The 24,837-nt window shown below is 59.6% G+C and carries 27 protein-coding genes; 10 read left to right on the top strand and 17 right to left on the bottom strand.

The window, feature by feature from the left end:
• Positions 1–14: 14 nt before the first annotated feature.
• Together ACW55A_RS17180 and ACW55A_RS17175 are read right to left on the bottom strand one after the other, a co-directional pair.
• The gene (locus ACW55A_RS17180) at positions 15–974 is read right to left on the bottom strand and encodes a sugar ABC transporter substrate-binding protein (RefSeq protein ID WP_003366993.1); all 960 of its coding nucleotides are present in this window, start codon (positions 972–974) and stop codon (positions 15–17) included.
• Between the two features lie 193 nt (positions 975–1,167).
• Complete coding sequence (locus ACW55A_RS17175) at positions 1,168–1,392, bottom strand: YgdI/YgdR family lipoprotein (protein WP_003433005.1); 225 nt, start codon at positions 1,390–1,392, stop codon at positions 1,168–1,170.
• A 139-nt stretch (positions 1,393–1,531) separates the two neighbouring features.
• On the opposite strand from ACW55A_RS17175, the gene ACW55A_RS17170 reads away from it, so the two are divergent.
• Both ACW55A_RS17170 and ACW55A_RS17165 read left to right on the top strand, forming a co-directional pair.
• Positions 1,532–1,783 (top strand): DUF1654 domain-containing protein, encoded by a 252-nt coding sequence (locus ACW55A_RS17170; protein WP_003366989.1) that lies wholly within the window; start codon positions 1,532–1,534, stop codon positions 1,781–1,783.
• Between the two features lie 4 nt (positions 1,784–1,787).
• The gene (locus ACW55A_RS17165) at positions 1,788–2,489 is read left to right on the top strand and encodes an endonuclease (protein WP_024663346.1); all 702 of its coding nucleotides are present in this window, start codon (positions 1,788–1,790) and stop codon (positions 2,487–2,489) included.
• 201 nt (positions 2,490–2,690) lie between these two features.
• Here ACW55A_RS17165 and ACW55A_RS17160 read toward each other — a convergent pair whose 3' ends face one another.
• The 5 genes from ACW55A_RS17160 to ACW55A_RS17140 all read right to left on the bottom strand — a co-directional run bounded on the left by ACW55A_RS17160 (position 2,691) and on the right by ACW55A_RS17140 (position 5,487).
• A complete protein-coding gene (locus ACW55A_RS17160) occupies positions 2,691–3,005 on the bottom strand; it encodes a hypothetical protein (RefSeq protein ID WP_498811092.1) in 315 nt (104 codons plus the stop codon).
• A 17-nt stretch (positions 3,006–3,022) separates the two neighbouring features.
• A complete protein-coding gene (gene map / locus ACW55A_RS17155) occupies positions 3,023–3,814 on the bottom strand; it encodes a type I methionyl aminopeptidase (RefSeq protein ID WP_498811091.1) in 792 nt (263 codons plus the stop codon).
• A complete protein-coding gene (locus tag ACW55A_RS17150) occupies positions 3,811–4,068 on the bottom strand; it encodes a ParD-like family protein (protein WP_003366981.1) in 258 nt (85 codons plus the stop codon). Before ACW55A_RS17150 ends, map begins: the two co-directional genes overlap by 4 nt.
• An 87-nt stretch (positions 4,069–4,155) precedes the next feature.
• Positions 4,156–4,353 carry a hypothetical protein gene (locus ACW55A_RS17145; RefSeq protein WP_003366979.1) on the bottom strand — a complete coding sequence of 66 codons (198 nt, stop codon included), beginning with the start codon at positions 4,351–4,353 and terminating at the stop codon, positions 4,156–4,158.
• A gap of 102 nt (positions 4,354–4,455) precedes the next feature.
• A complete protein-coding gene (locus ACW55A_RS17140) occupies positions 4,456–5,487 on the bottom strand; it encodes an Ldh family oxidoreductase (protein WP_455807754.1) in 1,032 nt (343 codons plus the stop codon).
• Positions 5,488–5,757: 270 nt separating this feature from the next.
• Here ACW55A_RS17140 and ACW55A_RS17135 point away from each other — a divergent pair, with 270 nt between their 5' ends.
• Together ACW55A_RS17135 and ACW55A_RS17130 are read left to right on the top strand one after the other, a co-directional pair.
• The gene (locus ACW55A_RS17135) at positions 5,758–6,786 is read left to right on the top strand and encodes a FecR family protein (protein ID WP_060707591.1); all 1,029 of its coding nucleotides are present in this window, start codon (positions 5,758–5,760) and stop codon (positions 6,784–6,786) included.
• Between the two features lie 226 nt (positions 6,787–7,012).
• The gene (locus tag ACW55A_RS17130) at positions 7,013–7,405 is read left to right on the top strand and encodes a Fe2+/Zn2+ uptake regulation protein (RefSeq protein WP_024663342.1); all 393 of its coding nucleotides are present in this window, start codon (positions 7,013–7,015) and stop codon (positions 7,403–7,405) included.
• A gap of 33 nt (positions 7,406–7,438) precedes the next feature.
• Here ACW55A_RS17130 and ACW55A_RS17125 read toward each other — a convergent pair whose 3' ends face one another.
• Entirely contained in the window at positions 7,439–7,627 is a 189-nt protein-coding gene (locus ACW55A_RS17125; RefSeq protein WP_003366968.1) for a hypothetical protein, read from the bottom strand.
• Positions 7,628–7,876: 249 nt separating this feature from the next.
• Between ACW55A_RS17125 and ACW55A_RS17120 the strand changes: the two genes are divergently transcribed.
• Positions 7,877–9,685: a monovalent cation:proton antiporter-2 (CPA2) family protein gene (locus ACW55A_RS17120; RefSeq protein ID WP_058397558.1), complete on the top strand. Its 1,809-nt coding sequence runs from the start codon at positions 7,877–7,879 to the stop codon at positions 9,683–9,685.
• A gap of 37 nt (positions 9,686–9,722) precedes the next feature.
• Here the strand turns inward: ACW55A_RS17120 and ACW55A_RS17115 are convergent, their stop codons facing one another.
• The 3 genes from ACW55A_RS17115 to moaB all read right to left on the bottom strand — a co-directional run bounded on the left by ACW55A_RS17115 (position 9,723) and on the right by moaB (position 12,496).
• Complete coding sequence (locus ACW55A_RS17115) at positions 9,723–10,649, bottom strand: glycosyltransferase family 2 protein (RefSeq protein ID WP_498811089.1); 927 nt, start codon at positions 10,647–10,649, stop codon at positions 9,723–9,725.
• An 89-nt stretch (positions 10,650–10,738) separates the two neighbouring features.
• Complete coding sequence (locus tag ACW55A_RS17110) at positions 10,739–11,950, bottom strand: molybdopterin molybdotransferase MoeA (protein WP_003433014.1); 1,212 nt, start codon at positions 11,948–11,950, stop codon at positions 10,739–10,741.
• 6 nt (positions 11,951–11,956) lie between these two features.
• Positions 11,957–12,496: a molybdenum cofactor biosynthesis protein B gene (gene moaB, locus ACW55A_RS17105; RefSeq protein WP_002553131.1), complete on the bottom strand. Its 540-nt coding sequence runs from the start codon at positions 12,494–12,496 to the stop codon at positions 11,957–11,959.
• Positions 12,497–12,571: 75 nt separating this feature from the next.
• Between moaB and mobA the strand changes: the two genes are divergently transcribed.
• Together mobA and ACW55A_RS17095 are read left to right on the top strand one after the other, a co-directional pair.
• Positions 12,572–13,177: a molybdenum cofactor guanylyltransferase MobA gene (gene mobA / locus ACW55A_RS17100; protein WP_024663339.1), complete on the top strand. Its 606-nt coding sequence runs from the start codon at positions 12,572–12,574 to the stop codon at positions 13,175–13,177.
• A 96-nt stretch (positions 13,178–13,273) separates the two neighbouring features.
• Positions 13,274–13,498, top strand: a complete 225-nt coding sequence (locus ACW55A_RS17095; protein WP_002553129.1) for a YgdI/YgdR family lipoprotein — start codon at positions 13,274–13,276, stop codon at positions 13,496–13,498.
• Positions 13,499–13,575: 77 nt separating this feature from the next.
• Here ACW55A_RS17095 and ACW55A_RS17090 read toward each other — a convergent pair whose 3' ends face one another.
• Positions 13,576–14,466, bottom strand: a complete 891-nt coding sequence (locus tag ACW55A_RS17090; protein ID WP_455807756.1) for a pseudouridine synthase — start codon at positions 14,464–14,466, stop codon at positions 13,576–13,578.
• Positions 14,467–14,651: 185 nt separating this feature from the next.
• Here ACW55A_RS17090 and ACW55A_RS17085 point away from each other — a divergent pair, with 185 nt between their 5' ends.
• A complete protein-coding gene (locus tag ACW55A_RS17085) occupies positions 14,652–15,506 on the top strand; it encodes a shikimate dehydrogenase (RefSeq protein ID WP_455807757.1) in 855 nt (284 codons plus the stop codon).
• 3 nt (positions 15,507–15,509) lie between these two features.
• Here ACW55A_RS17085 and ACW55A_RS17080 read toward each other — a convergent pair whose 3' ends face one another.
• Positions 15,510–16,166 (bottom strand): TetR/AcrR family transcriptional regulator, encoded by a 657-nt coding sequence (locus ACW55A_RS17080; RefSeq protein WP_003416207.1) that lies wholly within the window; start codon positions 16,164–16,166, stop codon positions 15,510–15,512.
• A 107-nt stretch (positions 16,167–16,273) separates the two neighbouring features.
• Complete coding sequence (quiC, locus tag ACW55A_RS17075; protein ID WP_044308288.1) at positions 16,274–18,181, bottom strand: 3-dehydroshikimate dehydratase QuiC; 1,908 nt, start codon at positions 18,179–18,181, stop codon at positions 16,274–16,276.
• A gap of 617 nt (positions 18,182–18,798) precedes the next feature.
• On the opposite strand from quiC, the gene ACW55A_RS17070 reads away from it, so the two are divergent.
• Positions 18,799–20,127 carry an MFS transporter gene (locus ACW55A_RS17070; RefSeq protein ID WP_003433019.1) on the top strand — a complete coding sequence of 443 codons (1,329 nt, stop codon included), beginning with the start codon at positions 18,799–18,801 and terminating at the stop codon, positions 20,125–20,127.
• Between the two features lie 493 nt (positions 20,128–20,620).
• Here ACW55A_RS17070 and ACW55A_RS17065 read toward each other — a convergent pair whose 3' ends face one another.
• Positions 20,621–21,508, bottom strand: a complete 888-nt coding sequence (locus ACW55A_RS17065) for a DMT family transporter (RefSeq protein WP_455807758.1) — start codon at positions 21,506–21,508, stop codon at positions 20,621–20,623.
• A 246-nt stretch (positions 21,509–21,754) separates the two neighbouring features.
• On the opposite strand from ACW55A_RS17065, the gene ACW55A_RS17060 reads away from it, so the two are divergent.
• On the top strand, positions 21,755–23,011 hold the full coding sequence (locus tag ACW55A_RS17060; protein WP_024663140.1) for an OprD family porin: 1,257 nt from the start codon (positions 21,755–21,757) through the stop codon (positions 23,009–23,011).
• 55 nt (positions 23,012–23,066) lie between these two features.
• On the opposite strand, the gene pcaC is transcribed toward ACW55A_RS17060, so the two are convergent.
• Both pcaC and ACW55A_RS17050 read right to left on the bottom strand, forming a co-directional pair.
• Complete coding sequence (gene pcaC, locus ACW55A_RS17055) at positions 23,067–23,465, bottom strand: 4-carboxymuconolactone decarboxylase (RefSeq protein ID WP_003366946.1); 399 nt, start codon at positions 23,463–23,465, stop codon at positions 23,067–23,069.
• Positions 23,462–24,823 (bottom strand): 3-carboxy-cis,cis-muconate cycloisomerase, encoded by a 1,362-nt coding sequence (locus ACW55A_RS17050; protein ID WP_054081864.1) that lies wholly within the window; start codon positions 24,821–24,823, stop codon positions 23,462–23,464. The genes pcaC and ACW55A_RS17050 overlap by 4 nt, the downstream gene beginning before the upstream one ends.
• Positions 24,824–24,837 lie beyond the last annotated feature (14 nt).

Raw genomic sequence — 24,837 nt, 5'->3', positions numbered from 1 at the left:
TTACACGGCGTGGATCAAGGTTGAGTAACGAGTTGCACCGGCGTTTCGATCACGCCCTTGTCGTTAGTGTCGACCTTCTCGCCTTTGACGAGCTTGAGGGCAGCTTCGATGCCGAAGACCGCCTGCCTGGCTGCGTACTGATCGGCCGTGGCCAGAACCCGGCCATCCTTGAGCATCGGCTTGATCGCATTGATGTTGTCGTAGCCCACGACCATGACCTTGCCAGCCTTGCCTGCCGCACGCACTGCAGAGACGGCGCCCAGCGCCATGCTGTCATTACCGGCCAGCAAGGCTTTCAGGTTCGGGTATTCGTTGAGCATCGCCGAGGCCACAGCATTGCCCTTGTCGATTTCCCAGTTACCGGACTGCGTGGACACCACTTTCATTTTCGCTTCGTCCATGGCGTCCTTGAAACCGGCGGTGCGTTGCTGAGCATTATTGGTGGTCGACACACCTTCAATGATGCCCACCTCGTCGCCAGCGGTCAGTTTCTTGGCCAGATAATCGCCCACCAGCTTGGCACCCTTGCGGTTGTCAGGCCCTACGAACGGGATTTGCAGGTTCTTGCTTTTGAGCACGTCGACATCGAGTTGGTTGTCAATGTTGACGACCTTGATTCCGGCATCGGTGGCTTTCTTGAGCACCGGTACCAGCGCCTTGGAGTCGGCTGGTGCGATCACCAGCGCATTCACGTTGGAGGCGATCATCTGTTCGACAATGCGGATTTGCGCGGACGTGTCGGACTCATCCTTGATCCCGTTGGAGATCAGGTCGAATTCGGTGGCATGTTCTTTCTGGTAGGCCTTGGCACCGTCTTCCATGGTCAGGAAGAACTCGTTGGCCAGCGATTTCATGACCAGTGCGACCTTGGGTTTTTCAGGCGTCTGTGCATAGACGGTAGAGAGGGGCATGACTGCCGTGACGGCAGCAAACATGGCGACAGCGAGAAGGCGTCCAGCGAATGGCAGCTTCATGAGTTCATCTCCGATCTTGTGATTATTGTTCGGGCGAACGGCGCAGAATCGATGCCGGGCATCGACGCGCAAACGTTTGCGAGGAGCGAACTATGGAAAAAGCTGCAACCTTTGTCAATCCACCTGAAATTAAATCTTACCGAGCTGCCCGCCCCCGCTAGCGCGGGGAACGGGCGTCACGATCAGTCGGGTCTCACTCTTCAGGTTTGACCGTCGCTACATCATCAGCCTTGATCCGGACGGTCTTGCCGGAGATATCCTCGAACTCGTAGAAACCGTCGCGTGTCTTGGTCTTGGGCATATCTTTGGTCACGTACTGAGTACCGTTTTGCAGCGTGACGACCGAGGGGGTGGAACAGCCTGCCAGCAGCACAACTGCCGAGGCCAGTAACGGAAATGCCAGTGACTTGATATTCATGCGTGACTCCGGAAACGTCAGGGTGTTTTTTCAAGGCAATAGTGTGCCACTTCGAGCGCTTTATCTTACATAGATGTTGCGAAAGATCCGACACTGAAATACTGTATGCCCGTACAGCAATATTCAGGGACCTTTTTCCGTGGCAAAACAAAGCGCAGCGACCCCTTCCATTCCCGGCCCTTACGAGCGCATGGGCATGCGGGTACAGAAGATCATCAACTCGCCCACCGCACAGAAATCCAGGGCTGCCCTGCTCTTTCGTCAGCCAGACGAGGCAGAGGACGACTGGGCGCAACTCCTTGAAGAAATAGCCGAGAACGACAATGTCACCCTCGCCTGGCGCGACGACGGTGGCGTGCAAATATTCTGGACGTTGCCGAAGGAAGACTGACGGCATGACGTTTCGATTTCCCACACTGCTTTGCACCACCCTGCTCATCACCGCCTCATTCGCCGCCCAGGCACAAGCCCCGCGCACCTTCAGCGAAGCCAAGAAAGTTGCCTGGGGCTTGTATGCGCCGCAGTCGACCGAGTTTTACTGCGGCTGCAAATACACCGGCAATCGGGTCGACCTCGCGGGCTGCGGCTATGTCCCGCGCAAGAGCGCCAAACGGGCCAGTCGTATCGAATGGGAGCACATTGTGCCTGCCTGGCAGATCGGCCACTTGCGCCAATGCTGGCAGAACGGCGGGCGCAAGAACTGCACACGAACTGACCCGATTTACAAACGCGCCGAGGCAGACCTGCACAATCTGGTACCGAGCATCGGCGAGGTCAACGGTGACCGTAGCAACTTCAGTTTTGGCTGGATACCCGAGCAAAAGGGCCAGTACGGTTCATGCCTGACACAGGTGGATTTCAAGGCCAAAAAGGTCATGCCTCGCCCCTCGATACGCGGCATGATCGCGCGCACCTACTTCTACATGAGCAAACAGTACAACCTGCGCCTCTCGCGCCAGGACCAGCAGCTCTATCAGGCCTGGGATAAAACCTATCCGCCCCAGGCATGGGAGCGCCAGCGTAACCAGCAGGTCGCCTGTGTCATGGGACGTGGTAATGATTTTGTAGGCCCGGTAGACCTGAAGTCGTGTAAATAACGAAGCTTGATCAAAGGCCGAGCCCTCAAACGGATGATTGCTCGGCCATTGATTAACGCGCTTGAGTGAATCCAAAACCACTTATCGGACATCTGTTAACTCAATCCATGAACGCTACGATTTTCGGTCTACTCTCTGGAATCAAAGGCGTGATCGGGAGGCCCCCTTTCGTGTATATGCCCAAAACAGTCAGGCCGATTATCACGTTAGCAGGCAGGGAAGATGAATCATCAAACGGAATTTGAAATTCACTATCAATTCAATGGCCAACCTCACTGCTTTCTGCATCAGGCAACGCAACTGTGCCAGAGCGACGCCTTGCATTGTGCGACCCTGCATGCAGGTGTCGGGACCGTGAGCGGCAATATATCCGCAGGCCCGATAGGCGTCGCAACCTTGCAGGCAAAGCGTTTTGGCGTGACGCAGGTACATTGGAGAAGGGCTTCGCTGCAAGCCTGAAACATCGTCCTGTTCAACACAACAATGGCCTTCGAAAAGGCCATCGTTCCCATGCATTGCCAGCCCCTTGCGGATCAAATGGCAGGGTAAGCGCCTGTGCCATCAGGCCATGGCGTCAGCAGCTCGAAACCGGTCGAGGTGACGGCAACCATATGCTCCCACTGCGCAGACAGTGAAAGGTCGCTGGTCAAAACCGTCCAGCCATCCGGCAACGTCCGGGTGCCCGCCCTGCCCGCATTGATCATCGGTTCAATGGTGAACACCATGCCCGGCTTGAGCCTGAGGCCTTTGCCCTGCGCACCGTAGTGCAAAACCTGCGGCTCTTCATGGTACTTGCGCCCAATGCCGTGTCCGCAATATTCACGCACTACGCTGAAGCCTTCGCGATGAGCGACGCTCTGGATGGCGTAGCCGATATCACCCAGGGTTGCCCCCGGACGCACAGCATGAATACCGGCGCGGGTTGCCTCATAGGTCGTCTCGACCAGACGCCTGGCCAGGGGGCTGACCTCACCCACCAGGTACATACGGCTGGTATCGCCATACCAGCCGTCCTTGATGACCGCGACATCGATATTGACGATATCGCCTTCCTTGAGGATATCGGTGGCAGAAGGTATGCCATGGCACACCACGGCGTTCGGAGAGATGCAGGTGGTCTTGGTAAAACCGTGATAGCCCACATTCGCAGGAATCACTTTCAGCTCTTTGACAATGTATTCGTTGCAGATGTCGTCAAGCGCTTCGGTGCTGACGCCCTCCTTGACGTAAGGCGTGATCATCGCAAGTACATCGGCAGCCAGTCTGCCGGCTATGCGCAGTTGCACGAGGTCCTGTTCGGTCTTGAGACCGATAGCGCTGCTCATGAGACCGCCTTGGAAAGGCTGGAAGCTGAAAGCTCCGAGACGTTGAAGTTCGAAGCGGTCAGCACGGTCTCACCGGCATTTTCGAGACGGATCAGCATCTGGCAGATCTCGCTGTAATCCAGCGTCGGGTGCAGTTCAGCGAGCATACCGACACGCATCCAGTGCTCGGCCTGCGCATTGATCGAGCGGCTGAGCGCAACGCTGGCAGAGCGCAGATTGGCGTGCATGTTTTCGGAAATTTTTACCAGACCCATGATTCACCTCAAGTTGAATATATGAAGCATATACGCTGCGTATACTCACAATCAACCCGAGACGTGCCGTGGCTGTGATCAGCCACCTTATTCCATCGAGCCAGCCTGGCGGTATTCGCCGCCCGCGCGGGCAGCCGCGATGACTATCGACACCTCTGGCTCGTAGGCATTGAACTGGCGCAGTGCGGCCGCCAACTGGAGAAAATCCTCACGCTGCATTTCATTGGCTGCAGAGAGCATGCGATGTTGTTGAGCAACCGGGCTTTGCGCTGACTTAAGGGACATGACAGACCTCATTCGCTCTTTACTGTTCATGCATACAGTATTTTGAACTGCGCGCCGATACAAGACCGGTCGCGACGAATGGTCGGTGAATGTGTAAATGGCTCAATGCCCCGCCAGGGTCTGCAGGCGTTCCAGATCAGCCTGGGCGATGCTGATACCGTGCGCCATTGATCGCGCGCGCTCGCTGTAGCGTCGATCCCCCGGCAGACGCTCCTGCCCGGCCCCATGCAGTTGCCGCACCAGTTCCTCACTGCGCTGTGCAAACGACTGACCGCTGCCCTTGTCAGGATCGATGACGATCAGCAACTGGCCGGTCCAGGGCGTCTGCGCACCGGGATGCTTCGACCAGTCGAATTCGAACGAGAAATTGCCCTCTGTCAGCCCTGCGGCCAGCAGCTCGACCATCATCGACAATGCCGAACCCTTGTGCCCGCCGAACGGCAACAACGCGCCACCCTCGAGAATGGCGCGCGGCTCTTCAGTGGGCTGGCCGTCGCGATCGACACCCATGCCCGCTGGTAACAGCCGACCTTCACGTGCGGCGATCTGTACATCACCGTGGGCGATGGCGCTGGTCGCCAGGTCGAAAACAATAGGCTCGCCGCCTGCACGGGGCGCGGCGAAAGCAATCGGGTTGGTGCCGAACAGAGGCTGACGCGCACCATGCGGCACAACGCAGGTCATGCTGTTGACCATGCTCAGGGCAACCAGCCCCTGTTCGGCGAAAGGCTCGACATCCGGCCATAACGCAGCGAAGTGATGAGAGTTGCGGATGGCCAGAACCGCAATTCCGGCACTGCGTGCCTTGTCGATCAACAAGGCTCTGGCCGCCGCCAGTGCAGGCTGGGCAAAGCCGCCCCCGGCGTCGACCCGGACAAACGCAGCGCCGACATCCTCGACCACCGGCACAGCCTTGCCGTTCACCCAACCGCTGGCCAGCGATGAGAGATAGCCGGGAATACGAAAGATGCCATGGCTATGCGAGCCGTCGCGCTGAGCGCTGGCGCAGTTCTCGGCCAGCACGTCGGCAACCTCCGTGCAGGTGCCGTGGGCAAGGAAGATCCGGCGCAACAGATCTGTCAGTTGCTCAAAGGAAACGGTCCGGGTCGACTGATCGGCAGGGTTGGCGCGCATCTGAAACTCCTGTTCATGGCGGTAGATCGAGAACGCTAGCGAGAACGACAAGGCGAAGACAGGTTCCGAGAGTAGCGCCGAGGACTCTGCAAAGACACTCCCCGGGCACTAACTTCATTGCGGCGGGCAGACTGCGACGGATAGTTTTCAATGAGAGCAGCTTGCATTCACCAGAAAATACGCAGCACCTTGATAGGCAATAGCCGGCAAATGTTCTCTCTACCTGAAATCAAAGGGTAGAATGCGCCGAAGGTATAGGCCGGAGCGCCCATGAGCGACCCTCTTTTCAGCAACGCAGAACACGACGCGATCACCGATGCCGCTGCGCATTGGTGCATGCGCCTGCATGCAGAAGACTGTACCGCTGCCGAACGAAAAGCATTCGAGCAATGGCTGAAGGCCCACCCCCTGCATGCGGTCGAATACAACGCCATGCTGGAAGTCTGGGATATCACCGGGCAAATCGAACCGCTTAACCCGGCACCTGTGCGCCAAGCCCAGGCTGACCGGCCCGGTCAGGTTCGGCCTCGTCGCGGTCGCCGCTGGGCAAAACTGGCCGCAGCCGCAGCGGTCGTTGCCCTGGCGCTACCGATTGCCGGGTACGTCGGCTGGCATCAAGGCTGGCTGCCTGATACCTACGAAACTTACAACGCCGATACCACCACACGCCTGGTCATGCTGGAAGACGGCAGCCGCGCCGAGCTGAACCTGGGTACCGAATTGACTTATGCCAATTACCGGGATCGACGCAGCGTCACGCTGAAAAAGGGCGAGGCGTTCTTTGAGGTCAGCCACGACAACACCCACCCCTTTGTTGTCGACGCCGGCTCAGGCAGCATCAGGGTCACCGGCACACGTTTCAATGTATGGATGTACCAGGATCAGGTACGCGTGACGCTGGTCGAGGGATCGGTTCAGGTCACCAGTGATCGTGCACATCCTTCTTCGAACCACCCTCTCGCCCCTGGCATGCAGGCCAGCTACAAGGCGGGCGACGATGCTCCACTGATCAGCCAGACCGAAGCACGCGATACCAGCCTGGCGTGGCGCAATGGCAAGCTGATCTTCAATGATCTGCCGCTCAGCCAGGCACTGCCGCTGATCAATCGCTACCTGCAAACACCTATCCTGCTGGCGGACAGCGCAACCGGTGCCATGCGCCTGGGCGGCAGTTACAACACCCATGACCTGTCGAGCCTGCTGACTTCTCTGCCCAAGGTGCTGCCGGTTTACGTGACGCAGAATCAGAACGGCAATCCGGTGCTCAATCGCCGTACCTCCGACACACCGAAAGGCTGATCGCACTCGCAGTCTTGCCGATGCGCAGCGACTTCGACTGCGCCCACCGTCGGAATAATCTCCTCGCGACCGACGATTGTTCATCTAACCTCAAGCGCACAACGCTGCAGCGAGCCTGTACACGTTGAGCCGCACATTTTTTTCCGCTGATAACTGAGGTTTTGCCGAGCTCGTTCGTCTTAGTAATCGAGAGTGTTTAAAAAAAAGCCTGAAAAGGAGTTTACGGATGTTCAATCGCCAAGGAATCACGACTCGCACCCTGCTGCGGCAAACCGCACTGGCTGCGCAGGCACAGTCGCCCGCTCTGGAGGCCGAGCGCCCCGGAAACGAGCACATCCGGATGCTCCTGAAAAGCTTTGGCCTGCGCACCAGCCTGGTCAGGCTCAAGGTGCTCGATGCGCTGCTGGTCTCGAGCGAGGAAGGCCATCCCCTGGGAGTGCGCGGCGTACACAGCCAGTTGCTCAGGCTCGATGTGCCGCTATCGTTTCTGAGCGTGCGCGAGGTGCTCAAGCGTCTGTGCGACGAGGGCGTGATCCACCTCAACGACGACAAGACCTACAGTCTGCACCCTCGCGCCCGGGAATGGCTGGGAGACGTCGGCAAGGACAGCGCCCAGTAAGCACAGCCCCCTTGCCGCATCGACCATCAGCGCTTAGCGCTTGACCTTGCGACGCATGATGCCGTTGAGGATCACTACCAGCACCGCCACGCTGATAGCGATGTACTGAAAGGTCTTTTCGGTGATGGCACCGGTGTTTTGCAGATGCGACAAGCCCAGCATGATCGCCAGAACGCCGAGGGCGATCAGAATCGAGTAAATCAAACGCTGCTTGTTGGTCATAACGGCTTCCTGAATGCTCATGAGCTGGCAACTGACGCTGCCTGTTTGCGCGCATATCTTACGCCGATGCGCGACGGATGGCATCGTCACCCTCTGTCTCGCCTCACTCTCCTGCGCGCCCTCTCCTGCACGTTTTATTAACGACGTTGATTATCGTCATGCCGCGATGCGCGTTGCCGTGTAAAACTCCCATGCTTTAATACCGCCCCTGCTTCAACAGTGTGTTCAATCATTACCAAGGAGTTTCACATGCCCCATGAAGGCAGCCTGCTGCAGGTCGCAGTAGTGTTTCTACTCGCCGCCGTGCTGACTGTGCCGTTGGCCAAGCGGCTGAAGCTGGGCGCGGTGATCGGCTATCTGTTCGCCGGCGTGATCATCGGCCCTTCGGTATTGGGTCTGATCGGCGATACCGAGAGCGTCAGCCATATTTCCGAACTTGGCGTAGTACTGCTGCTGTTCATCATTGGCCTGGAGCTTTCGCCCAAACGTTTATGGGTGATGCGCAAATCCGTGTTTGGCGTCGGCATGGCGCAGGTGCTACTCACCGGCCTGATCATCGGCGGGGTCGCCTTCGCTGCCTTCGGCCAGTCGCTGAACACTGCGGTCATTCTGGGCCTCGGCCTTGCCCTGTCGTCCACGGCCTTTGGCCTGCAGAGCCTGGCGGAGCGCAAACAACTGAACAGCCCGCACGGCAGGATGGCGTTCGCCATTCTGCTGTTTCAGGACATCGCGGCGATCCCGCTGATTGCGATGGTGCCATTCCTGGCCGGGGCCGATCACGCGATGGACACCGGCGAAAGCATCAACCACGGCCTGCGCGTGCTGGGCAGCATTGCCATTGTGGTGATTGGCGGACGCTATTTGCTGCGTCCGGTGTTTCGTATCGTCGCCAAGACCAAAATCCAGGAAGTCTCGACCGCCACGGCCTTGCTGGTGGTGATAGGCACGGCGTGGCTGATGGAACTGGTGGGGGTGTCCATGGCGCTGGGCGCGTTTCTCGCTGGCCTGCTGCTGGCCGACTCCGAGTACCGTCACGAACTGGAAGCACAGATCGAACCGTTCAAGGGATTGCTGCTGGGGCTGTTCTTTATCAGCGTCGGCATGGGCGCCAACGTCGGCCTGTTGCTCAGCTCGCCGCTGATCGTGCTGGGCCTGACGCTGCTGCTGATCGCAATCAAGCTGCCGATGCTGTTCCTGATCGGTCGCACCCTTGGCGAACTCAACAACCGCAGCGCGTTGCAGTTGGGCCTGGTACTGGCCGCAGGCGGCGAGTTTGCCTTCGTGGTGTTCAAGATCGGCAGCGCTCAGGGGCTGTTCGAGGCCGGGCTGTACGACATGCTGGTGTTGACCATCACCTTGTCGATGGCGATCACACCGTTGCTGTTCATTGCCCTGGCGCGCTGGATCAAACCCAGAATCAAGCCCGTCGAGGTGCCGGACGAGTACCGCGATATCCAGACCGACAAACCACGGGTGGTCATTGCCGGCATGGGCCGTATGGGGCAAATCGTCGCGCGTATCCTGCGCGCGCAGAAGATTCCTTTCATCGCTTTGGACACCGCCGTAGAGTCCATCGAGTTCTCACGCAGCTTCGGCAATGTCCCGGTCTTCTATGGCGACCCGCTGCGCCCGGAAATATTGCGTGCCGCCAAGGTCGATGAGGCCGAATTCTTTGTCATCGCGACCGATGATCCGGACACCAACATCAAGACTGCCGAGCTGATTCGCAAACTGTATCCGCACATGAAGATCATTGCTCGCGCACGTAACCGCCAGCATGTTCATCGGTTGATGGACCTGGGGGCTCACGCAGTTCGCGAAACGTTCTACTCAAGCCTGGAAATGAGTCGCCAGACCCTCATGGGCCTGGGCCTCAGCGAAACACAGGCCGACGCACGCATCAGTCGCTTCAAGCGTCACGACGAACAGGTGCTGGCCGCTCAGCATGAGGTGTATGACGACGACGCCAAGGTGCTGCAGACCGCCCGCGAAGCCAGGGCCGACCTCGCGCAACTGTTCGAGGCAGACCGTCTGGACGAAGAAGCCGCAAAAAGCTGACCTGCTCATACGCCGCAGGCCTGGTTTGCGGCGCAACTCAGGCGTAAGGGCTGTCCCAGTAGCGCGCGTACATGCCGAGCTTCTTCTTCACGCCGCGCGGCAAGCGCTTTTCCTGTCGGCTCAGCTTGTAGGCCAGCAGCTTCAGCGCATTGCGCACGAACGACACAGGCCACCAGAGGATTCGCCGGGGACCGAGGAATTTCAGCTCGGACTTGACGTAACGTATGCCCTCGCCGCCAATGCCGCCAAAGGTTTCGTAGATCCACGCCTCACGGGCCTGGAACACGCCGATATCAAAGTAACGGCGAAACTCTTCGCGCAGGCTGTAATTATGGGAATGACGGCATACAGCCGAGCCTTCGTAAGCCGCTTTCCAGCCATCGATAAGCATTTTTGCGGTGACGTACATGTCCTCCGAAAGGATCACATGCCGCGGAAAACCGCCAATGGCCCGCAACGCTTCGCCTCGATAGGCCGCAAACGAGTTGGACATGAATGGCGTCTTGATACCCAGCGTACCGGCGTCGGCGAGCGTCTTGATCTGCGAGGTCGGCGGGTAATTGAACAGCCGCGCATGCTGGGCCAGCAGGTTGGCGTCCTTGTGCGGCAACTGTCGCCCGCACACAGCACCGACCTTCGGGTCGGCGAACGGCAGCAGAATGTTGGCGATGGCATTGATGTCTTCAACGTACGCATCCTGGGTCATGAAGACATACACATCATAGTCAGGATGCAGATCGACCATCATCTGTCGGGTACCACCGTGGTTGAAATCCTTGCTGTCGATGCGCAGCACATTGGCACATCGGGCTTGCGCCAGCTCCAGCGTGCCATCCGAGGAACTGGAGTCCACGATCAGCGTATCGAAACTGGCAGTCTGCGCAGCCAGTGAATCCAGCAGACGTTCCAGATCCTTGCGTCCGTTGTAGGTCGGGATCACACAAGCCACTCTCAATGGCGCCATAACAATACTCCAGGGCGAAGTCCGGTTGCCCACTGTGTCAGCGTTGTTGAGCGTAGCTCATGCGTACCCGCCCTACCATTCGAATGCACTCAGCCCAGCACCTCACTCAACGGAATGAAATTGACCCAGTCACCTTCGGCAACGGTCGAGCCTTCGCGCACTTCAATCAGACCATCGGCCCACGCAGCGCTGCGCAGGACTCCCGAACTCTGATTGCGATACGCCACCGCCCGGCCCTGCTCCAGACGGCCGCGCAGGTACTCGCGACGATTGCCAGGACGCGTCCAGACAAACCCGGCCGGCACCGGAAACTGCAAGGGGGCGACGTCGATCACGCCCTGGCGACGCAGCAGGTAAGCCCTGGCCAGCAAAGCGAAGGTAACCAGCGTAGAGGCTGGATTGCCAGGCAGACCGATCACCGGCACACCCCGAAAATGCCCGAAGGTCAGCGGCTTGCCAGGCTTGATAGCCAGCTTCCAGAGCGTCAGCTCGCCCTCCTCACGCAATGCGTGGCCGAGGAAATCAGCTTCGCCCACGGACACTCCGCCCGTGGAGAGAATCAGATCGACACCCTGCAGATTCGCCAGCGCAGCACGCGTCTTTTCCAGATCGTCCGGCAGGATGCCGGCATCCACGACCTCGCATTGAAGCCGCTTCAGCCAGCTGCACAGCAACACCCGGTTGCTGTTATAGATCTGTCCCGGCCCCAACGGCTGACCGGGCTCAATCAACTCATCGCCCGTGGACAGCACCGCGACCCGCACGCGGCGAATGACCTCCAGCTCGGCGAGGCCCAGCGAGGCCGCCAGACCCAGTTCGATCGGACCCAGCCGCGTGCCGGCGGCCAGCACAGTATCGCCGACCCGGGTTTCCTGGCCTTGCGGACGAATATTCTGCCCGGCGCCCAGCGGTTCGTTGAACCGCACACGCTGATCCGTCAGCACCTCAGCGTTTTCCTGCATCTCGACGCAGTCAGCGCCTTCGGGCATCGGCGCGCCAGTGAAGATACGCGCGCAGGTGCCAGGGGCCAGAGGCTCGGGGGCCTGACCAGCGAAGATACGCTGACTGACCGTCAACGGCTCGCCGTGCCAGTCCGCCGCGCGCAAGGCATAACCGTCCATGGCGCTGTTCGGCCAAGGCGGCAGATCCAGCGTGGAGACCAGATCCACTGCCAGTACGCGGCCTTCGGCATCGGCCAGCGAGACGCATTGGCGCTCGGTGATCGGCGTGGCTTCGGCCATTTTCAACAGACGCGCAATGGCGTCTTCAACAGGCAGCAGTGTTTTCGGCTCGTTGCTCATGAGCACTCAACCACGAGTCGCACAGGGCTCGGCCTGCTTGAGGTGAGGCACAAAGTTGCAGGGACGGAAACGCGAGTCCAGCTGCTGGGCAAGAATGCCGTCCCATGCCGTGCGCACCGCATTGGTGGACCCTGGCAGGCAGCAGACCAGCGTGCCATTGGACAGGCCGGCCAGCGCGCGGGACTGAATGGTGGACGTGCCGATATCCGGCACCGAGATCTGCCGGAACAGCTCGCCAAAACCATCGACTTGCTTGTCCAGCAGGCAGGCTACGGCTTCAGGTGTGCTGTCGCGGCCGGTAAAGCCGGTGCCACCGGTGATCAGCACGACCTGCACCTGATCGTCGGCAATCCAGGTCGCTACCTGAGCGCGGATCTTGTACAGGTCATCCTTGAGCAGCACGCGCTCGATCAAACCATGGCCTGCGTCGGTCAGGCGGTCGACAAACATCTGCCCCGAGGTATCGGTTTCACGGGTGCGGGTATCGCTGACGGTCAGTACGGCGATATTAAGGGGTACGAAAGGTGTGTCAGCCTTGGCTTTCATGGCCTCATCCAGTTGTTAAGAAAACAGGCGGGTGTTATATCACAGCCCTCCTTTTGACTGCCCGACGAGTGTTCGATGAATGTTCCTGCCCCACTGCCGCCCTGCTCTATTCTGCTGCTGGCCGGAGGCCGGGGACAGCGCATGGGCGGGCGCGACAAGGGCCTGATCGAATGGCAGGGCACCCCGCTTATCGAACATCTGCATCGTCTGACCCGGCCGCTGACCGACGATCTGATCATTTCCTGCAATCGCAATATCGATCGCTATGCGCGTTACGCCGATAGACTGGTGCAGGACGACGATACCGATTTCAACGGCCCTCTGGCCGGGATTCGCGCCGCACTGCCCCTGGCGCGGCATCGATGGTTGCTGATCCTGCCCTGCGACGCACCTTTGGTCGATGAAGCGTTGCTGCACGCATTGCGCGAAAAAGCCTCTGAATACCCGGAGCGACCGATAATGGTGCGTGAAGGTCAGCACTGGCAGCCGCTTTTAGGTATGATCCCTGTCGCTCACGCCGCAACGCTGGAAGCCGCATGGCAGGCCGGCGAACGCAGTCCGAGACGGGCTCTGGAACCGCTGCAGCCAGTCGCTCTGCAACTGGAAGCCGGTGATCCACGCCTGGCCAACCTGAACACTCCCTGTCTGTTGACCGGGATCAGTGAAAACCGCAACAAGTGACTGGTCATTGAAGTTGCTGCGGGTGTATACGGAACTTGCTGACGGTGTATCCGTCTGAGAGTTCAGCAAATCAAGAATCCATCTGGAGACACAGTAATGAAACAACGGACCCTCCCCGCTGCCTTCCTGCTTGCACTGAGCATTGCCTCCCTCGCCGGCTGCGCATCGCCCACTGTGATCACCTTGAACGATGGTCGTGAAATTCAGGCTGTCGACACGCCGAAGTACGATGAAGAATCCGGCTTCTACGAGTTCAAGCAACTCGACGGCAAGCAGACCCGCATCAACAAGGATCAGGTACGTACCGTCAAGGATCTGTGATCCGGATGTCGCGTTACTGATTTGAAAAAACCCGCCGAGTGCGGGTTTTTTTTGCCTGTCATTTCACTGCCCCTGTACTACCAGTCGAGCTGCAACAGGCTCTCGAAGTGGCGCGGCTCGCCATTGATGGGATCGACGAAGCGCAAGCTGCTGGCCAGCAGCTTCAAGGGATGCCGATAGTCGTCCACCGGGTCTTTAACCACGTCCGGGTAAAAAGGGTCGTTGCAGATGGCAGCGCCCAGCGCAGCCATGTGCACGCGCAACTGATGCTTTTTGCCGGTCACCGGATAAAGCCCGTAACGCCACAATTTATCCTGCCGTTCGAGCACCTCGATCTGCGTACGGGTGTTGCTCGCGCCGACGCCTTCCTGCATGCGAAAGAACGGTTCACCCTCGACCAGACGACTCTCGTGCAGACGCGGAAATATCAGTTCCGGCAGCGCTGGTGCAATGGCCTGGTAAAACTTGTCGATGCGCCGGGTGGGAAACAATGCCTGATAAGCCGAGCGCGTCTGCCGGTTGGCGGAAAACAGCACCAGCCCTGCGGTGTGCCGGTCGATGCGGTGCAGCGGCACCAGATCAGGGTTGTCCAGGCGATGGATCAAGCGCCGCAGCAAGGTTTGCTCGACATACTCGCCTGCGGGTGTCACCGGTAGGAAGTGCGGCTTGTCAGCCACCACCAGATGCTCGTCGGCGTAGAGGATCGTTTCAACCACAGGGATCGGCGTTTCGTTGGCAACCTCACGAAAGTAGTGAACCCGCAGCCCTTCCCGATACGCCAGATCAGGCGCGATGGCCATGCCGTTTTCGTCCAGCACCCGGCCGCGGGCAAACCGATCCAGCCATTGTTCGCGGCTGATGGCCGGAAATTTCGCGCACAGGCAATCGAGCACCGTGGCCCACGAGCCCGGTGGCAGATACAACGTACTGGCTTGCTGCTGTGCGGCGTTGAAGACGGACTCGGACATGCGGGAACTCGGACTCGTGTAAGCCTGAAGCAGCTGGCGGTGGATTATCACTGATTAGTGCGATCACCGCACAACATCGCTGCGTGGTAATCGACTCCTGCCTGCGGCACTATTAACCATCTGGTACATTCCGTTTAACACCTGCCGCCAATCGGGCAGTGACACAAAAACAAGAGACGTATTTTATGACTCATGCTGAAAAACCCTCCATCCTCGCCGGCCTCATCGGCTCGGGCATCCAGGCCTCGCGAACGCCCGCCATGCATGAGCATGAAGGCGATGCGCAAGGCATGCGCTATCTGTATCGGCTGATCGACATCGATGCCCTGCAAGTGGACATCCACGCCCTGCCCCAGCTTCTGGAAGGCGCCCAACAGTGCGGCTTCACTGGCCTGAATATCACCTTCCCCTGCAAGCAGGCGGTCATCCCGTTACTGGATGAGCTGTCCGATGAAGCGCGCGGTATCGGCGCGGTGAATACGGTGGTGTTCAAGGACGGCAAGCGCATCGGTCACAATACCGACTGCCTGGGATTCGCCGAAGGTTTCCAGCGCGGCCTGGACAAGCCACCACGTCAACAGGTGGTGCAGATGGGTGCAGGCGGCGCGGGCGCTGCCGTGGCTCATGCGCTGCTGAGCGCGGGCGTCGAGCGCCTCAGCGTGTTCGAAGTCGAGCCGCAACGCGCCCAAGGGCTGGTGGACAACCTCAACCAGCACTTCGGTGCCGGGCGCGCTCAGGTGGGCATCGACCTGCCTGCGGCGATGGCCGAAGCCGACGGACTGGTCAATACCACACCGGTCGGCATGACCAAACTGCCAGGCACGCCGTTGCCGGTCGAGTTGTTGCGGCCTGAACTGTGGGTGGCGGAAATCATTTACTTTCCGCTGGAAACCGAGCTGCTCAAGCATGCCCGCGCATTGGGCTGCCGAACATTGGATGGCAGCACCATGGCGGTGTTTCAGGCAGTCAAGGCCTTTGAACTGTTCAGTGGCCAGTCCGCCGATGCAGAGCGGATGATGGCGCACTTCCACACGTTGTAAACATCAGCGTTTGAGATAACGCAACACAGCGTCGCAGATCATTGCCTTGTGACGCTGTTTGACCTCCTCGCTCCACAACTCGATCTGAAAGATCTCGCTGAAGGTATGGCGATTGGAGATCCGGTAGAAGCAGAACGAGCTGATCATCAGGTGCAGGTCCACCGGATGAACACCGTCACGAAACAGGCCGCTGGCTTCGCCACGACGCAGGATGCCGTCGAGCGCCCTGATGATGTTCTGGCTCTTGGCCTGAATCGATTCGGACTGTTTGACGTTCTCGCCGTTATGGATGTTTTCGATGCACACGATACGGACGAAATCGACATTGCTGTCGTGGTGATCGAAGGTGAACTCGACCACACGATGAATCGCTTCCACCGGCTCGAGTTCGGACAGATTGAGCTGGCTCTCGGTGTTGCGAATCGCGCCGTAGAGTTTTTCCAGCACTTCGACGTACAGTTGCTCTTTGCTGCCGAAGTAGTAATAGATCATCCGTTTCGAGGTTTTGGTGCGTTCGGCAATGGCATCGACGCGCGCCCCCGACAGGCCATGGGCGACAAACTCGGCAACGGCGGCCTGCAGAATGTCTTCGCGGGTCTTTTCCGGATTGTTCTTGCGCCCTTTCGACGCAACGGCAACGGAGTCGTCAGTTGTTTTCATTGTTGGCTCATGACCACGAGTGATGCGCGGAGTATGAAGCCGACCGGCAACCGAGGGAAGCTGCGAGGGCATCGAACCCTCGCAGCAGCCCTGCAATCGGATTCGCCTTACAGACGCGCCTGACGTGCTGCCACATTGCGCGCCTTGGCCATCGCAGCCAGACGCACCGGGACGTTGGCAGCGCCGTACCCTACGTAGCCGTTCTTGCGCTGCAGGATTTCGAAAAAGAAGCGCCCGTCGAACGCATCGGTGTAGACGTGGAACAACTCGCCACCCTGCGCATCGCGGTCATAGAGCACGTTGTAGTAAGCCAGTTCGCTGAGAAACTCCTCGTCGAAATCGAAACGCGCCGCCAGGTCATCGTAGTAATTGAGCGGGATGTCCAACAAGGGTACGCCCGCTTCCTTGGCACGGCTTACCTCGGCGAAGATGTCTTCGCAGGAAAATGCGATGTGGTGCACACCCGAGCCACGATAGCTCGACAGCGCATGGGAAATGGCCGTATTGCGATTCTCGGAAATATTCAGCGGCAGGCGCACGGTGCTGCAACGGCTGCGCAGTGCACGGCTCTTGACCAGGCCGTAGGGGTCGGGCAAGACCACTTCGTCGTCAGCCTCGAAGTCCAGAATGCTTTTGTAGAACAGCACCCAGCTGTCCAGGCTGTCGGCCGGCAGCGCCATGGCCATGTGGTCGATACGCTGCAACCCGCCCTTGGCGACTGCTTGCGGATCGACGACAAAATCGCTGTCGTAAATCGATTCTCCCGGTGCGGCGTTATCCACCAGATAAATCAGGCTGCCGTCGGGCGCACGGACCGAAGGAATCTCCCGTTCGTTGGGGCCGACCAGGCCACGATAGGGCTGGCCCTTGAAGGCACGCGCACGCTCCAGCGACTGATGACCGTCGTCGACACGCAAGGCGGTCGCGCACAACGAAGGGCCGTGCGCCTCGAAGAAGCTGTGGGCGAAGGAATAGGGTTCGGCATTGAGCACAATCCTGATATCGCCCTGCCCCAGCAGACTGACCGCCTTGGAGCGATGCTGACCCAGCTTGGCAAAGCCCAGTCGTTGCAGCCAGCCCGACAGGCGAGCGCCATGGCTCTCGTCAACGGCAAACTCGAGAAACTCGACGCCATTGTAGGTACTGGCAGCGGGTGGATTGAAAAGGATTTCGGGAGCCGAGGCCGGCTCGTCACGCGCCATCAACTGGCGGGTTTTCTCTTCCAGATAGAGTAGCGAACGCAGACCGTCCGCGGCATTGGCGCGTGTCGGCGCTGCACGGAAGCCGTCGTTGAACACTTCCAGCGACAACGGCCCGGTGTAGCCACTGCGCAGGATCGGCGCGAGGAAGCCGGCCAGATCGAATTCCCCCTGGCCCGGGAAGCAGCGGAAATGACGGCTCCACTCCAGTACATCCATCGCCAGAAGCGGCGCGTCGGCCATCTGCACGAAGAAGATCTTGTCGCCCGGGATCTGCGCGATGGCGCTCGGATCGCCCTTCAGCGACAGGGTATGGAAACTGTCGAGCAGCACGCCAAGCGCCGGGTGGTCAACCTGACGCACCAAGTTCCAGACCTGTTGCCAGGTGTTCACGTGCTTGCCCCAGGCCAGCGCTTCATAACCGACGCGCAGGTTACGGGCGCCGGCGCGCTCGGCGAGCAGGCCCAGATCATCGAGCAGAATGTTTTCGTCGCCCACCGAATCGGCAGACGCATTGCTGCAGACCAGCACCAGATCGGTGCCCAGTTCCTGCATCAGATCGAATTTGCGTTCGGCACGGTCGATATTGCGCTGCAGACGGTCACGGCGGCAGCCTTCGAAATCGCGGAACGGCTGGAACAGGGTGATGGCGATGCCCAGGTCGGCACACATCTGCCTGATATTGCGTGGGCTGCCGTCGTAGTACAACAAGTCGTTTTCGAAAATCTCGACGCCGTCAAAGCCGGCTGCGGCGATGGCTTCGAGCTTTTCGGGCAGAGTACCGCTCAAGGATACGGTAGCAATTGAACGCTGCATGCTTTTCAGCTCCTGGATGAACGCGACCTGCTTGGGTCGCGACTGGACAGCACCGCATTCCTGGCCTTTCCCGGCCTTATTCAGAGGTGCGAGTAAAGTATTTGCCTGTGAAAATACTACAGCAACATAAAGTGTACGAACCGGTTAGTTTTACGTTCGATTATCGAACAAAAGCCGTTTTACTCAATTGACGCTGTATCTCGCAATGCTCAACATCAGCATCACATTGCAGGATAGACCCGCAGTCCAACATTTTTGATCGTCGCTTCATCAGCAGCAACCCATAACAATTCAAAAAACAGGAACATTGCTCATGTGCACCCTTCTCGCTTTGCTCGCCCGCTCGCCCATCCGTCTTACCAGACGTCCTGTTCGACGAACCCGCCCGGCCAAAAGCCCGGCCTGGGTACACGTCGCCTGAAACATTCCAACACACTTACGCGGCCCAACCTGTAAATTGTCGGCCCGACGGATCGTTTCGAGGACAGCCTGAGTCTACAGGCCAGTCGAATCACGGTTCTACGACTTCACTTTACCTGCACAACGCCTGCATCGAGTGGACTTCTCAGTCCGACTGTTGCCAGCAGCACAGTCCTGGAACGGATGGTTAGAACATCATGCTTAACACCCAGACCAACCCTGTCGCCCAGGCCGCCCGTGCCGGGATGGGCGAAAAGATCCGCGGCGCACTCGCCGTGGGCAAGACTCGCTGGGGCATGCTCGCCCTGGTGTTCTTCGCCACTACGCTGAACTACATCGACCGGGCCGCGCTCGGCGTCATGCAGCCCATCCTCGCCAAGGAAATGAGCTGGACGGCGATGGACTACGCCAACATCAACTTCTGGTTTCAGGTCGGCTACGCGGTCGGCTTCGTGCTGCAGGGTCGCTTCATCGACAAGGTCGGCGTCAAGCGCGCGTTCTTCCTCGCGGTGCTGCTGTGGAGCCTGGCGACCGGCGCACACGGCCTTGCCACTTCCGCCGTCGGCTTCATGGTCTGCCGCTTCATTCTGGGCCTGACCGAAGCCGCCAACTACCCGGCCTGTGTGAAGACCACGCGGCTGTGGTTCCCTGCCGGTGAACGTGCGGTGGCCACCGGTATCTTCAACGCCGGCACCAACGTCGGCGCCATGCTGACCCCTGCCCTGTTGCCGGTGATCCTGACTGTCTGGGGCTGGCAGGCCGCCTTCGTGGCAATGGGTTCGCTGGGGCTGCTCTGGGTCATCACCTGGCGCTTGAAATACTACAACCCTGAAGATCACCCGACCGTCAGCAAGACCGAACTGGATTACATCAACCAGGAAGTAGAACCGGCGCCGGTCAAGGTGCCGTTCACCGGCATTCTGAAGATGCGTGGCACATGGGCGTTCGCGCTGGCATATGCGATTACTGCTCCGGTTTTCTGGTTCTACCTGTACTGGCTGCCGCCGTTCCTCAATCAGCAATACAACCTAGGGATCAGCGTGACGCAGATGGGCATCCCGCTGATTCTGATCTGGCTGACGGCTGACTTCGGCAGTGTGGGTGGCGGCATTCTGTCGTCCTGGCTGATTGGTCGTGGCATGCGTGCGACGACTGCGCGCCTGTTGTCGATGCTGATCTTTGCCATCACGATCTGCAGCGTGGTGTTCGCTGCCAATGCCAGCGGGCTATGGGTGGCGGTACTGGCCATCTCGCTTGCCGTGGGTGCGCATCAGGCCTGGACCGCGAATATCTGGAGCCTGGTGATGGACTACACGCCCAAGCACATGATGAGTACCGTGTTCGGCTTCGGCGGCATGTGTGCGGCCATTGGCGGTATGTTCATGACCCAGATCGTGGGTGCGGTGCTGACCGCCACCAATAACAACTACAACGTGTTGTTCACCATGATCCCGGCGATGTACTTCATCGCGTTGATCTGGCTGTACTTCATGGCCCCGCGCAAGGTTCCGACGCTCAGCGAGTGATCGTCTGACACCATCAAAAAGGCCCGGCTCACTCAGTGACCGGGCCTTTTTGCTATTGTGCCCACGCTTTGCACAGAGTGACGAAAAGTGCTCTCCCGGACGCCGCTCGTTCCTCACGCTCCGCGTGGGAATGCAGTTCTTGACGCTCCGCGTCACAAAGCGGTTCTGTGGTTTCAGGTAGATTAGGGTTCGACTCAGGTCACCTTTTCGCCCCTCGGCGACCTATTTGATGGGGCCAAAGTAGGCAAATCCCCCCGCTCCTGTTTCCGGCCCGACTTCGTCGGGTTCCTTCGCCCTGTCACTAAGGTCGCACTCTGCGTCGTCAGTGCCTCCGAGATAAAAAAGCGCTTTATCTATGTAAAGTGATTGCGCGCAAGACACTACGTTGTGCTGCGGTACAGATGTGACGCAGAGCGTCACGAACTGCATGCCAACGCAGAGCATTGGCACGATAGTCAGTTAGATTTGTGTATTCGTGCGAGGGAACAGCTCATCACCCACCCTTGCGCCGCTGTTGCCAAGCCGCCGCCAGGCCGCTGAGGCAGATGATGGCGATGCCTGCCTGTGCGGTCGGTGATGGCATGTGGTCGAACACCACGAAACCCAGCAGCCCGGCAAACACGATCTGGCAATAGCTGAACGGTGCGAGCATGGCCGGGGCGGCGAAGCGGAAGGCCTGGGTCAGCAGCAAATGCGCCGACATCCCGCACGCGCCGAGCGCCAGCAGAAACGGCAAGTGCTTGAGCGCCGGCACTTCCCAGAAGAACGGCACCAGTGCACTCATCAACAGGGTATTGAACAACCCCGCGAAAAAGTTGCTGGTGGTCGGACTGTCAAACGGACTGACCAGCCGCGTCAGGAGTTGATACAGCGCAAAGCACAAGGCTGACGACAGCGGCAGCAGAATCGCCGGGGTAAACAGCTCGCCCCCCGGATGAATGATGATCATCACCCCGATAAACCCGACAACAACCGCAACCCACTGCCCGCGCGTCACACGCTCATGCAACAACGGCACCGACAGTGCTGTGACCAGCAACGGCGCAAGAAAGTTGACCGCCGTCGCCTCTGCCTGCGGGATGAACATCAGGCTGCTGGTAAACAGCAGACTGGTGCCCAGCAAGGCCAGGGCGCGCAAGACCTGCAGGCCAGGACGCTTGGTGCGCAACACCCGCAACCCCGCTGACGGCATGAAGATGCAGGCCATCAACAGCGTATGCACCAGATAGCGTGCCCAGACCACCAGAATGATCGGATAGAAGCCGGACAGATATTTGGACAGCGTGTCATGACTGGCAAACAGAAAGGTCGCCAGAAGAATGAAGCCAATACCTTTGAGAGGTTGATTGACGCCGGACAACGGCGTGCTGGCAGTGCTCATTGCGCTTCCTTGTTCAAGTTTCAGCAGCCTGACAGCGTGGCCGAAAGCGCCAGCGCCCGCTGCTCATATCGACAGACCCGTGAGCATCGCACACCCGTTTGCAGCGCTTCGCAGAAAATGTTCGAACCGGTTCATTAACGTTCGATAATCGCCCAGAACAGCTGTTTCACAATTGCACAGCGCTTTCCGGCATTTCACTATCGCAGCCAGCTACACGACTCAATAACTACAAAAAAGGTCTGCTCCATGCGCGTGAATTCCCCCTGCAAAATCCTTTGCGGCCTGTCAGCGGCCGTCGCTGCAAGCCTGACGCCCATCAGCGGCAACAGCGCCGGATTCGTCGAAGACGCCAAGGTCAATCTGAACCTACGCAACTTCTACATCAACCGCAACTTCGTCGACCCGGCCAATGCACAGAACTACGCCGAGGAGTGGACGCAGAACTTCATCCTCGACGCACGCTCCGGCTTCACCCAGGGCACCGTCGGCTTCGGTGTCGACGCGCTGGGCCTCTACTCGCTCAAGCTCGACGGCGGCAAGGGTACCGGCGGCACGCAATTGCTGCCCATCCATAGCGATGGGCGCCCGGCCGACGACTTCGGGCGACTGGCCGTGGCCGGCAAGGCGCGCTTCTCGAAGACCGAATTGAAGGTCGGCGAGTGGATGCCGGTGCTGCCGATCCTGCGCTCGGATGACGGCCGCTCGCTGCCACAAACCTTTCAGGGCGGGCAGATCACCTCCAAGGAGATCGACGGCCTGACCCTCTACGGTGGTCAGTTCCGTGGCAACAGCCCGCGCAACGACGCGAGCATGGAAGACATGTCCCTGAATGGCCGTACCGCGTTCACTTCCGACCGCTTCAACTTTGGCGGCGGCGAGTACGTGTTCAACGAAAAGCGCACCCAAGTCGGCGTGTGGTACGCCGAGCTTGAAGACATCTACCATCAGCAATATTTCAACCTGCTGCACAGTCAGCCGTTGGGCAGCTGGACGCTGGGGGCCAACCTTGGCTACTTCCAGGGCAAGGACGACGGTCAGTCGCTGGCCGGCGAGCTGGACAACAAGACCTGGTCAGCGCTGCTTTCGGCGCGGCACGGTGGCAACACCTTTTATGTGGGCCTGCAGAAAGTCAGCGGCGACAGCGCCTGGATGCGCGTCAACGGTACCAGTGGCGGGACGTTGGCCAACGACAGTTACAACTCCAGCTTCGACAACGCCAGGGAGAAATCCTGGCAGTTGCGCCACGACTATGACTTCGCAGCCTTGGGCGTGCCCGGCCTGACCCTCATGAACCGCTACATCAGCGGCGACAACGTGCATACCGGCGCCATCACCGACGGCGAAGAGTGGGCACGGGAAACCGAGCTGGCCTACGTGTTCCAGAGCGGCGCGTTCAAAAGCCTGTCAGTCAAATGGCGCAACTCCACCATGCGCCGCGACTACAACACCAACCAGTTTGACGAAAACCGCCTGATCGTCAGCTACCCGTTGTCGCTGCTCTGATCCAGACAGAACGCCGCCGTGGCCGATGGCGCGGCGGCGTTCTCGATCACCACCCTCAATTGTCCTGCAACGACTCCACGCCCATTTCATCCCACACCGCTTCAGCGAGGTGGAACGTTGCATTGGCCGCCGGAATGCCGCAGTAGATAGCGCTCTGCATCAGCACTTCCTTGATCTCTTCACGGGTCACGCCGTTGTTTTTTGCGGCCTTCAGGTGCAGGCGCAATTCGCCTTCTCGATTCATGCCGATCAGCATCGCAATGGTGATCAGGCTGCGCGTGTGGCGCGGCAACCCCGGACGCGTCCAGATATCACCCCAGGCGTGACGGGTAATCATCTCCTGGAATTCTTCATTGAACGGCGTCAGTTTGCTCAGGCTGTTATCGACATGCGCATCGCCCAGCACAGCGCGGCGTACGTGCATGCCGGCTTGGTAACGTTCGTCTTCGGTCATCGGGAAATCCTTGTGTGTTCAGCCACGGCGCGCTCTACCCAATGGCGAGCCTGGCCAAGGTAATGGGCCGGATCGAGCAGTCGATCCAGCTCGTCGGAAGAAAACTGCTCGCTGATCTGCGGGGTTTCGCCGAGCACCTGACGCAAATGGTCGCCCTGCTCCACCGCACGCCGGCAGCACTGTTCAACCAGATGGTGGGCAGCATCGCGGCCGATACGCTGAGCCAGGGCAATGCTCACTGCCTCGGCGAGAACCAAGCCTTTGGTGGATTGCAGATTGATCGCCATACGCTCGGCATCGACCTGCAGGCCGGGTATCACCTGCAACGCCTGCTGCAGCGAACCGGAAACCAGGCAGCACAGCTCCGGCAAGGTCTCCCACTCGGCATGCCACAGGCCCAGACTGCGCTCGTGCTCCTGCGGCATGGCGGCCAGCATCGTGGCGACCAGCCCCGGTGCGCGGGTGGCGGTGCTGATCATGACCGCAGCACCGACCGGGTTGCGTTTGTGCGGCATGGTCGAAGATCCGCCCTTGCCCGGTGCCGAAGGCTCGAAGACCTCGCCCACTTCGGTCTGCATCAGCAGGCTCACGTCGCGCCCCAGTTTGCCGAGGCTGCCGGCGATCAGGCCCAGCAGACCGGCAAACTCTACCAGACGGTCACGCTGGGTGTGCCAGGGCTGCTCGGGCAACGCCAGTTGCAATTCACCGGCCAGCGCTTCGGCCACCGAAAACGCCTGATCGCCCAGCGCCGCGAGGCTGCCGGAAGCACCGCCGAACTGCAGGCACAGCAGGCGTGGTTTGATCTCGTTCAAGCGCTGTCGATGACGAGTGACCGCGCCCAGCCAGCCGGCGATTTTCATCCCCAGGGTGACCGGCGTGGCCTGTTGCAGCCAGGTGCGTCCAGCCAGCGGCGTGCCAGCATGACGCTGTGCCTGCTCAGCCATCGCATCGGCCAGTCGAGCAAGATCATGCTCAAGCAGTACGATGGCTCGACGCAGTTGCAGGATCAGACCGCTGTCCATCACATCCTGACTGGTCGCGCCCATGTGCACGTAGCGCTCGGCTTCAGCGCTGCGTGCGGCAATCTGTTTGCCCAGCGCCTTGACCAGCGGAATCGCCGAATTGCCGGCGCTGCCGATGGCGATTGCCAGCGCGTCGAAATCGAACAGCCGTGCGTCGCAGCTCAGCTCGATGTCGGCGACCACCTCGGGCGGGATCAGGCCTACTCGTGCCTGTGCCCGAGCCAGTGCAGCCTCGAAATCGAGCATGCCCTGCACCCGGCCTTCATCCGAAAAGATCTCGCGCATTTCGGGTTGCATGAAGTAGGCATCGAAAAGTTGATTGCTCGCTCTGTTCACATCACCACTCCAGA

Source organism: Plantibacter cousiniae (nom. nud.), from assembly GCF_977070315.1.
Note: the sequence above shows the minus strand (reverse complement) of the source record. Positions and strands in the feature narration are given on the sequence as shown.

Excerpts from the sequence above, each read along its gene's own strand:
- ACW55A_RS17180 (WP_003366993.1), bottom strand. The coding sequence starts at position 974 with ATGAAGCTGCCATTCGCTGGACGCCTTCTCGCTGTCGCCATGTTTGCT.
- ACW55A_RS17175 (WP_003433005.1), bottom strand. The coding sequence starts at position 1,392 with ATGAATATCAAGTCACTGGCATTTCCGTTACTGGCCTCGGCAGTTGTG.
- ACW55A_RS17165 (WP_024663346.1), top strand. The coding sequence starts at position 1,788 with ATGACGTTTCGATTTCCCACACTGCTTTGCACCACCCTGCTCATCACC.
- ACW55A_RS17160 (WP_498811092.1), bottom strand. The coding sequence starts at position 3,005 with ATGCATGGGAACGATGGCCTTTTCGAAGGCCATTGTTGTGTTGAACAG.
- map (WP_498811091.1), bottom strand. The coding sequence starts at position 3,814 with ATGAGCAGCGCTATCGGTCTCAAGACCGAACAGGACCTCGTGCAACTG.
- ACW55A_RS17150 (WP_003366981.1), bottom strand. The coding sequence starts at position 4,068 with ATGGGTCTGGTAAAAATTTCCGAAAACATGCACGCCAATCTGCGCTCT.
- ACW55A_RS17145 (WP_003366979.1), bottom strand. The coding sequence starts at position 4,353 with ATGTCCCTTAAGTCAGCGCAAAGCCCGGTTGCTCAACAACATCGCATG.
- ACW55A_RS17140 (WP_455807754.1), bottom strand. The coding sequence starts at position 5,487 with ATGCGCGCCAACCCTGCCGATCAGTCGACCCGGACCGTTTCCTTTGAG.
- ACW55A_RS17135 (WP_060707591.1), top strand. The coding sequence starts at position 5,758 with ATGAGCGACCCTCTTTTCAGCAACGCAGAACACGACGCGATCACCGAT.
- ACW55A_RS17130 (WP_024663342.1), top strand. The coding sequence starts at position 7,013 with ATGTTCAATCGCCAAGGAATCACGACTCGCACCCTGCTGCGGCAAACC.
- ACW55A_RS17125 (WP_003366968.1), bottom strand. The coding sequence starts at position 7,627 with ATGACCAACAAGCAGCGTTTGATTTACTCGATTCTGATCGCCCTCGGC.
- ACW55A_RS17120 (WP_058397558.1), top strand. The coding sequence starts at position 7,877 with ATGCCCCATGAAGGCAGCCTGCTGCAGGTCGCAGTAGTGTTTCTACTC.
- ACW55A_RS17115 (WP_498811089.1), bottom strand. The coding sequence starts at position 10,649 with ATGGCGCCATTGAGAGTGGCTTGTGTGATCCCGACCTACAACGGACGC.
- ACW55A_RS17110 (WP_003433014.1), bottom strand. The coding sequence starts at position 11,950 with ATGAGCAACGAGCCGAAAACACTGCTGCCTGTTGAAGACGCCATTGCG.
- moaB (WP_002553131.1), bottom strand. The coding sequence starts at position 12,496 with ATGAAAGCCAAGGCTGACACACCTTTCGTACCCCTTAATATCGCCGTA.
- mobA (WP_024663339.1), top strand. The coding sequence starts at position 12,572 with ATGAATGTTCCTGCCCCACTGCCGCCCTGCTCTATTCTGCTGCTGGCC.
- ACW55A_RS17095 (WP_002553129.1), top strand. The coding sequence starts at position 13,274 with ATGAAACAACGGACCCTCCCCGCTGCCTTCCTGCTTGCACTGAGCATT.
- ACW55A_RS17090 (WP_455807756.1), bottom strand. The coding sequence starts at position 14,466 with ATGTCCGAGTCCGTCTTCAACGCCGCACAGCAGCAAGCCAGTACGTTG.
- ACW55A_RS17085 (WP_455807757.1), top strand. The coding sequence starts at position 14,652 with ATGACTCATGCTGAAAAACCCTCCATCCTCGCCGGCCTCATCGGCTCG.
- ACW55A_RS17080 (WP_003416207.1), bottom strand. The coding sequence starts at position 16,166 with ATGAAAACAACTGACGACTCCGTTGCCGTTGCGTCGAAAGGGCGCAAG.
- quiC (WP_044308288.1), bottom strand. The coding sequence starts at position 18,181 with ATGCAGCGTTCAATTGCTACCGTATCCTTGAGCGGTACTCTGCCCGAA.
- ACW55A_RS17070 (WP_003433019.1), top strand. The coding sequence starts at position 18,799 with ATGCTTAACACCCAGACCAACCCTGTCGCCCAGGCCGCCCGTGCCGGG.
- ACW55A_RS17065 (WP_455807758.1), bottom strand. The coding sequence starts at position 21,508 with ATGAGCACTGCCAGCACGCCGTTGTCCGGCGTCAATCAACCTCTCAAA.
- ACW55A_RS17060 (WP_024663140.1), top strand. The coding sequence starts at position 21,755 with ATGCGCGTGAATTCCCCCTGCAAAATCCTTTGCGGCCTGTCAGCGGCC.
- pcaC (WP_003366946.1), bottom strand. The coding sequence starts at position 23,465 with ATGACCGAAGACGAACGTTACCAAGCCGGCATGCACGTACGCCGCGCT.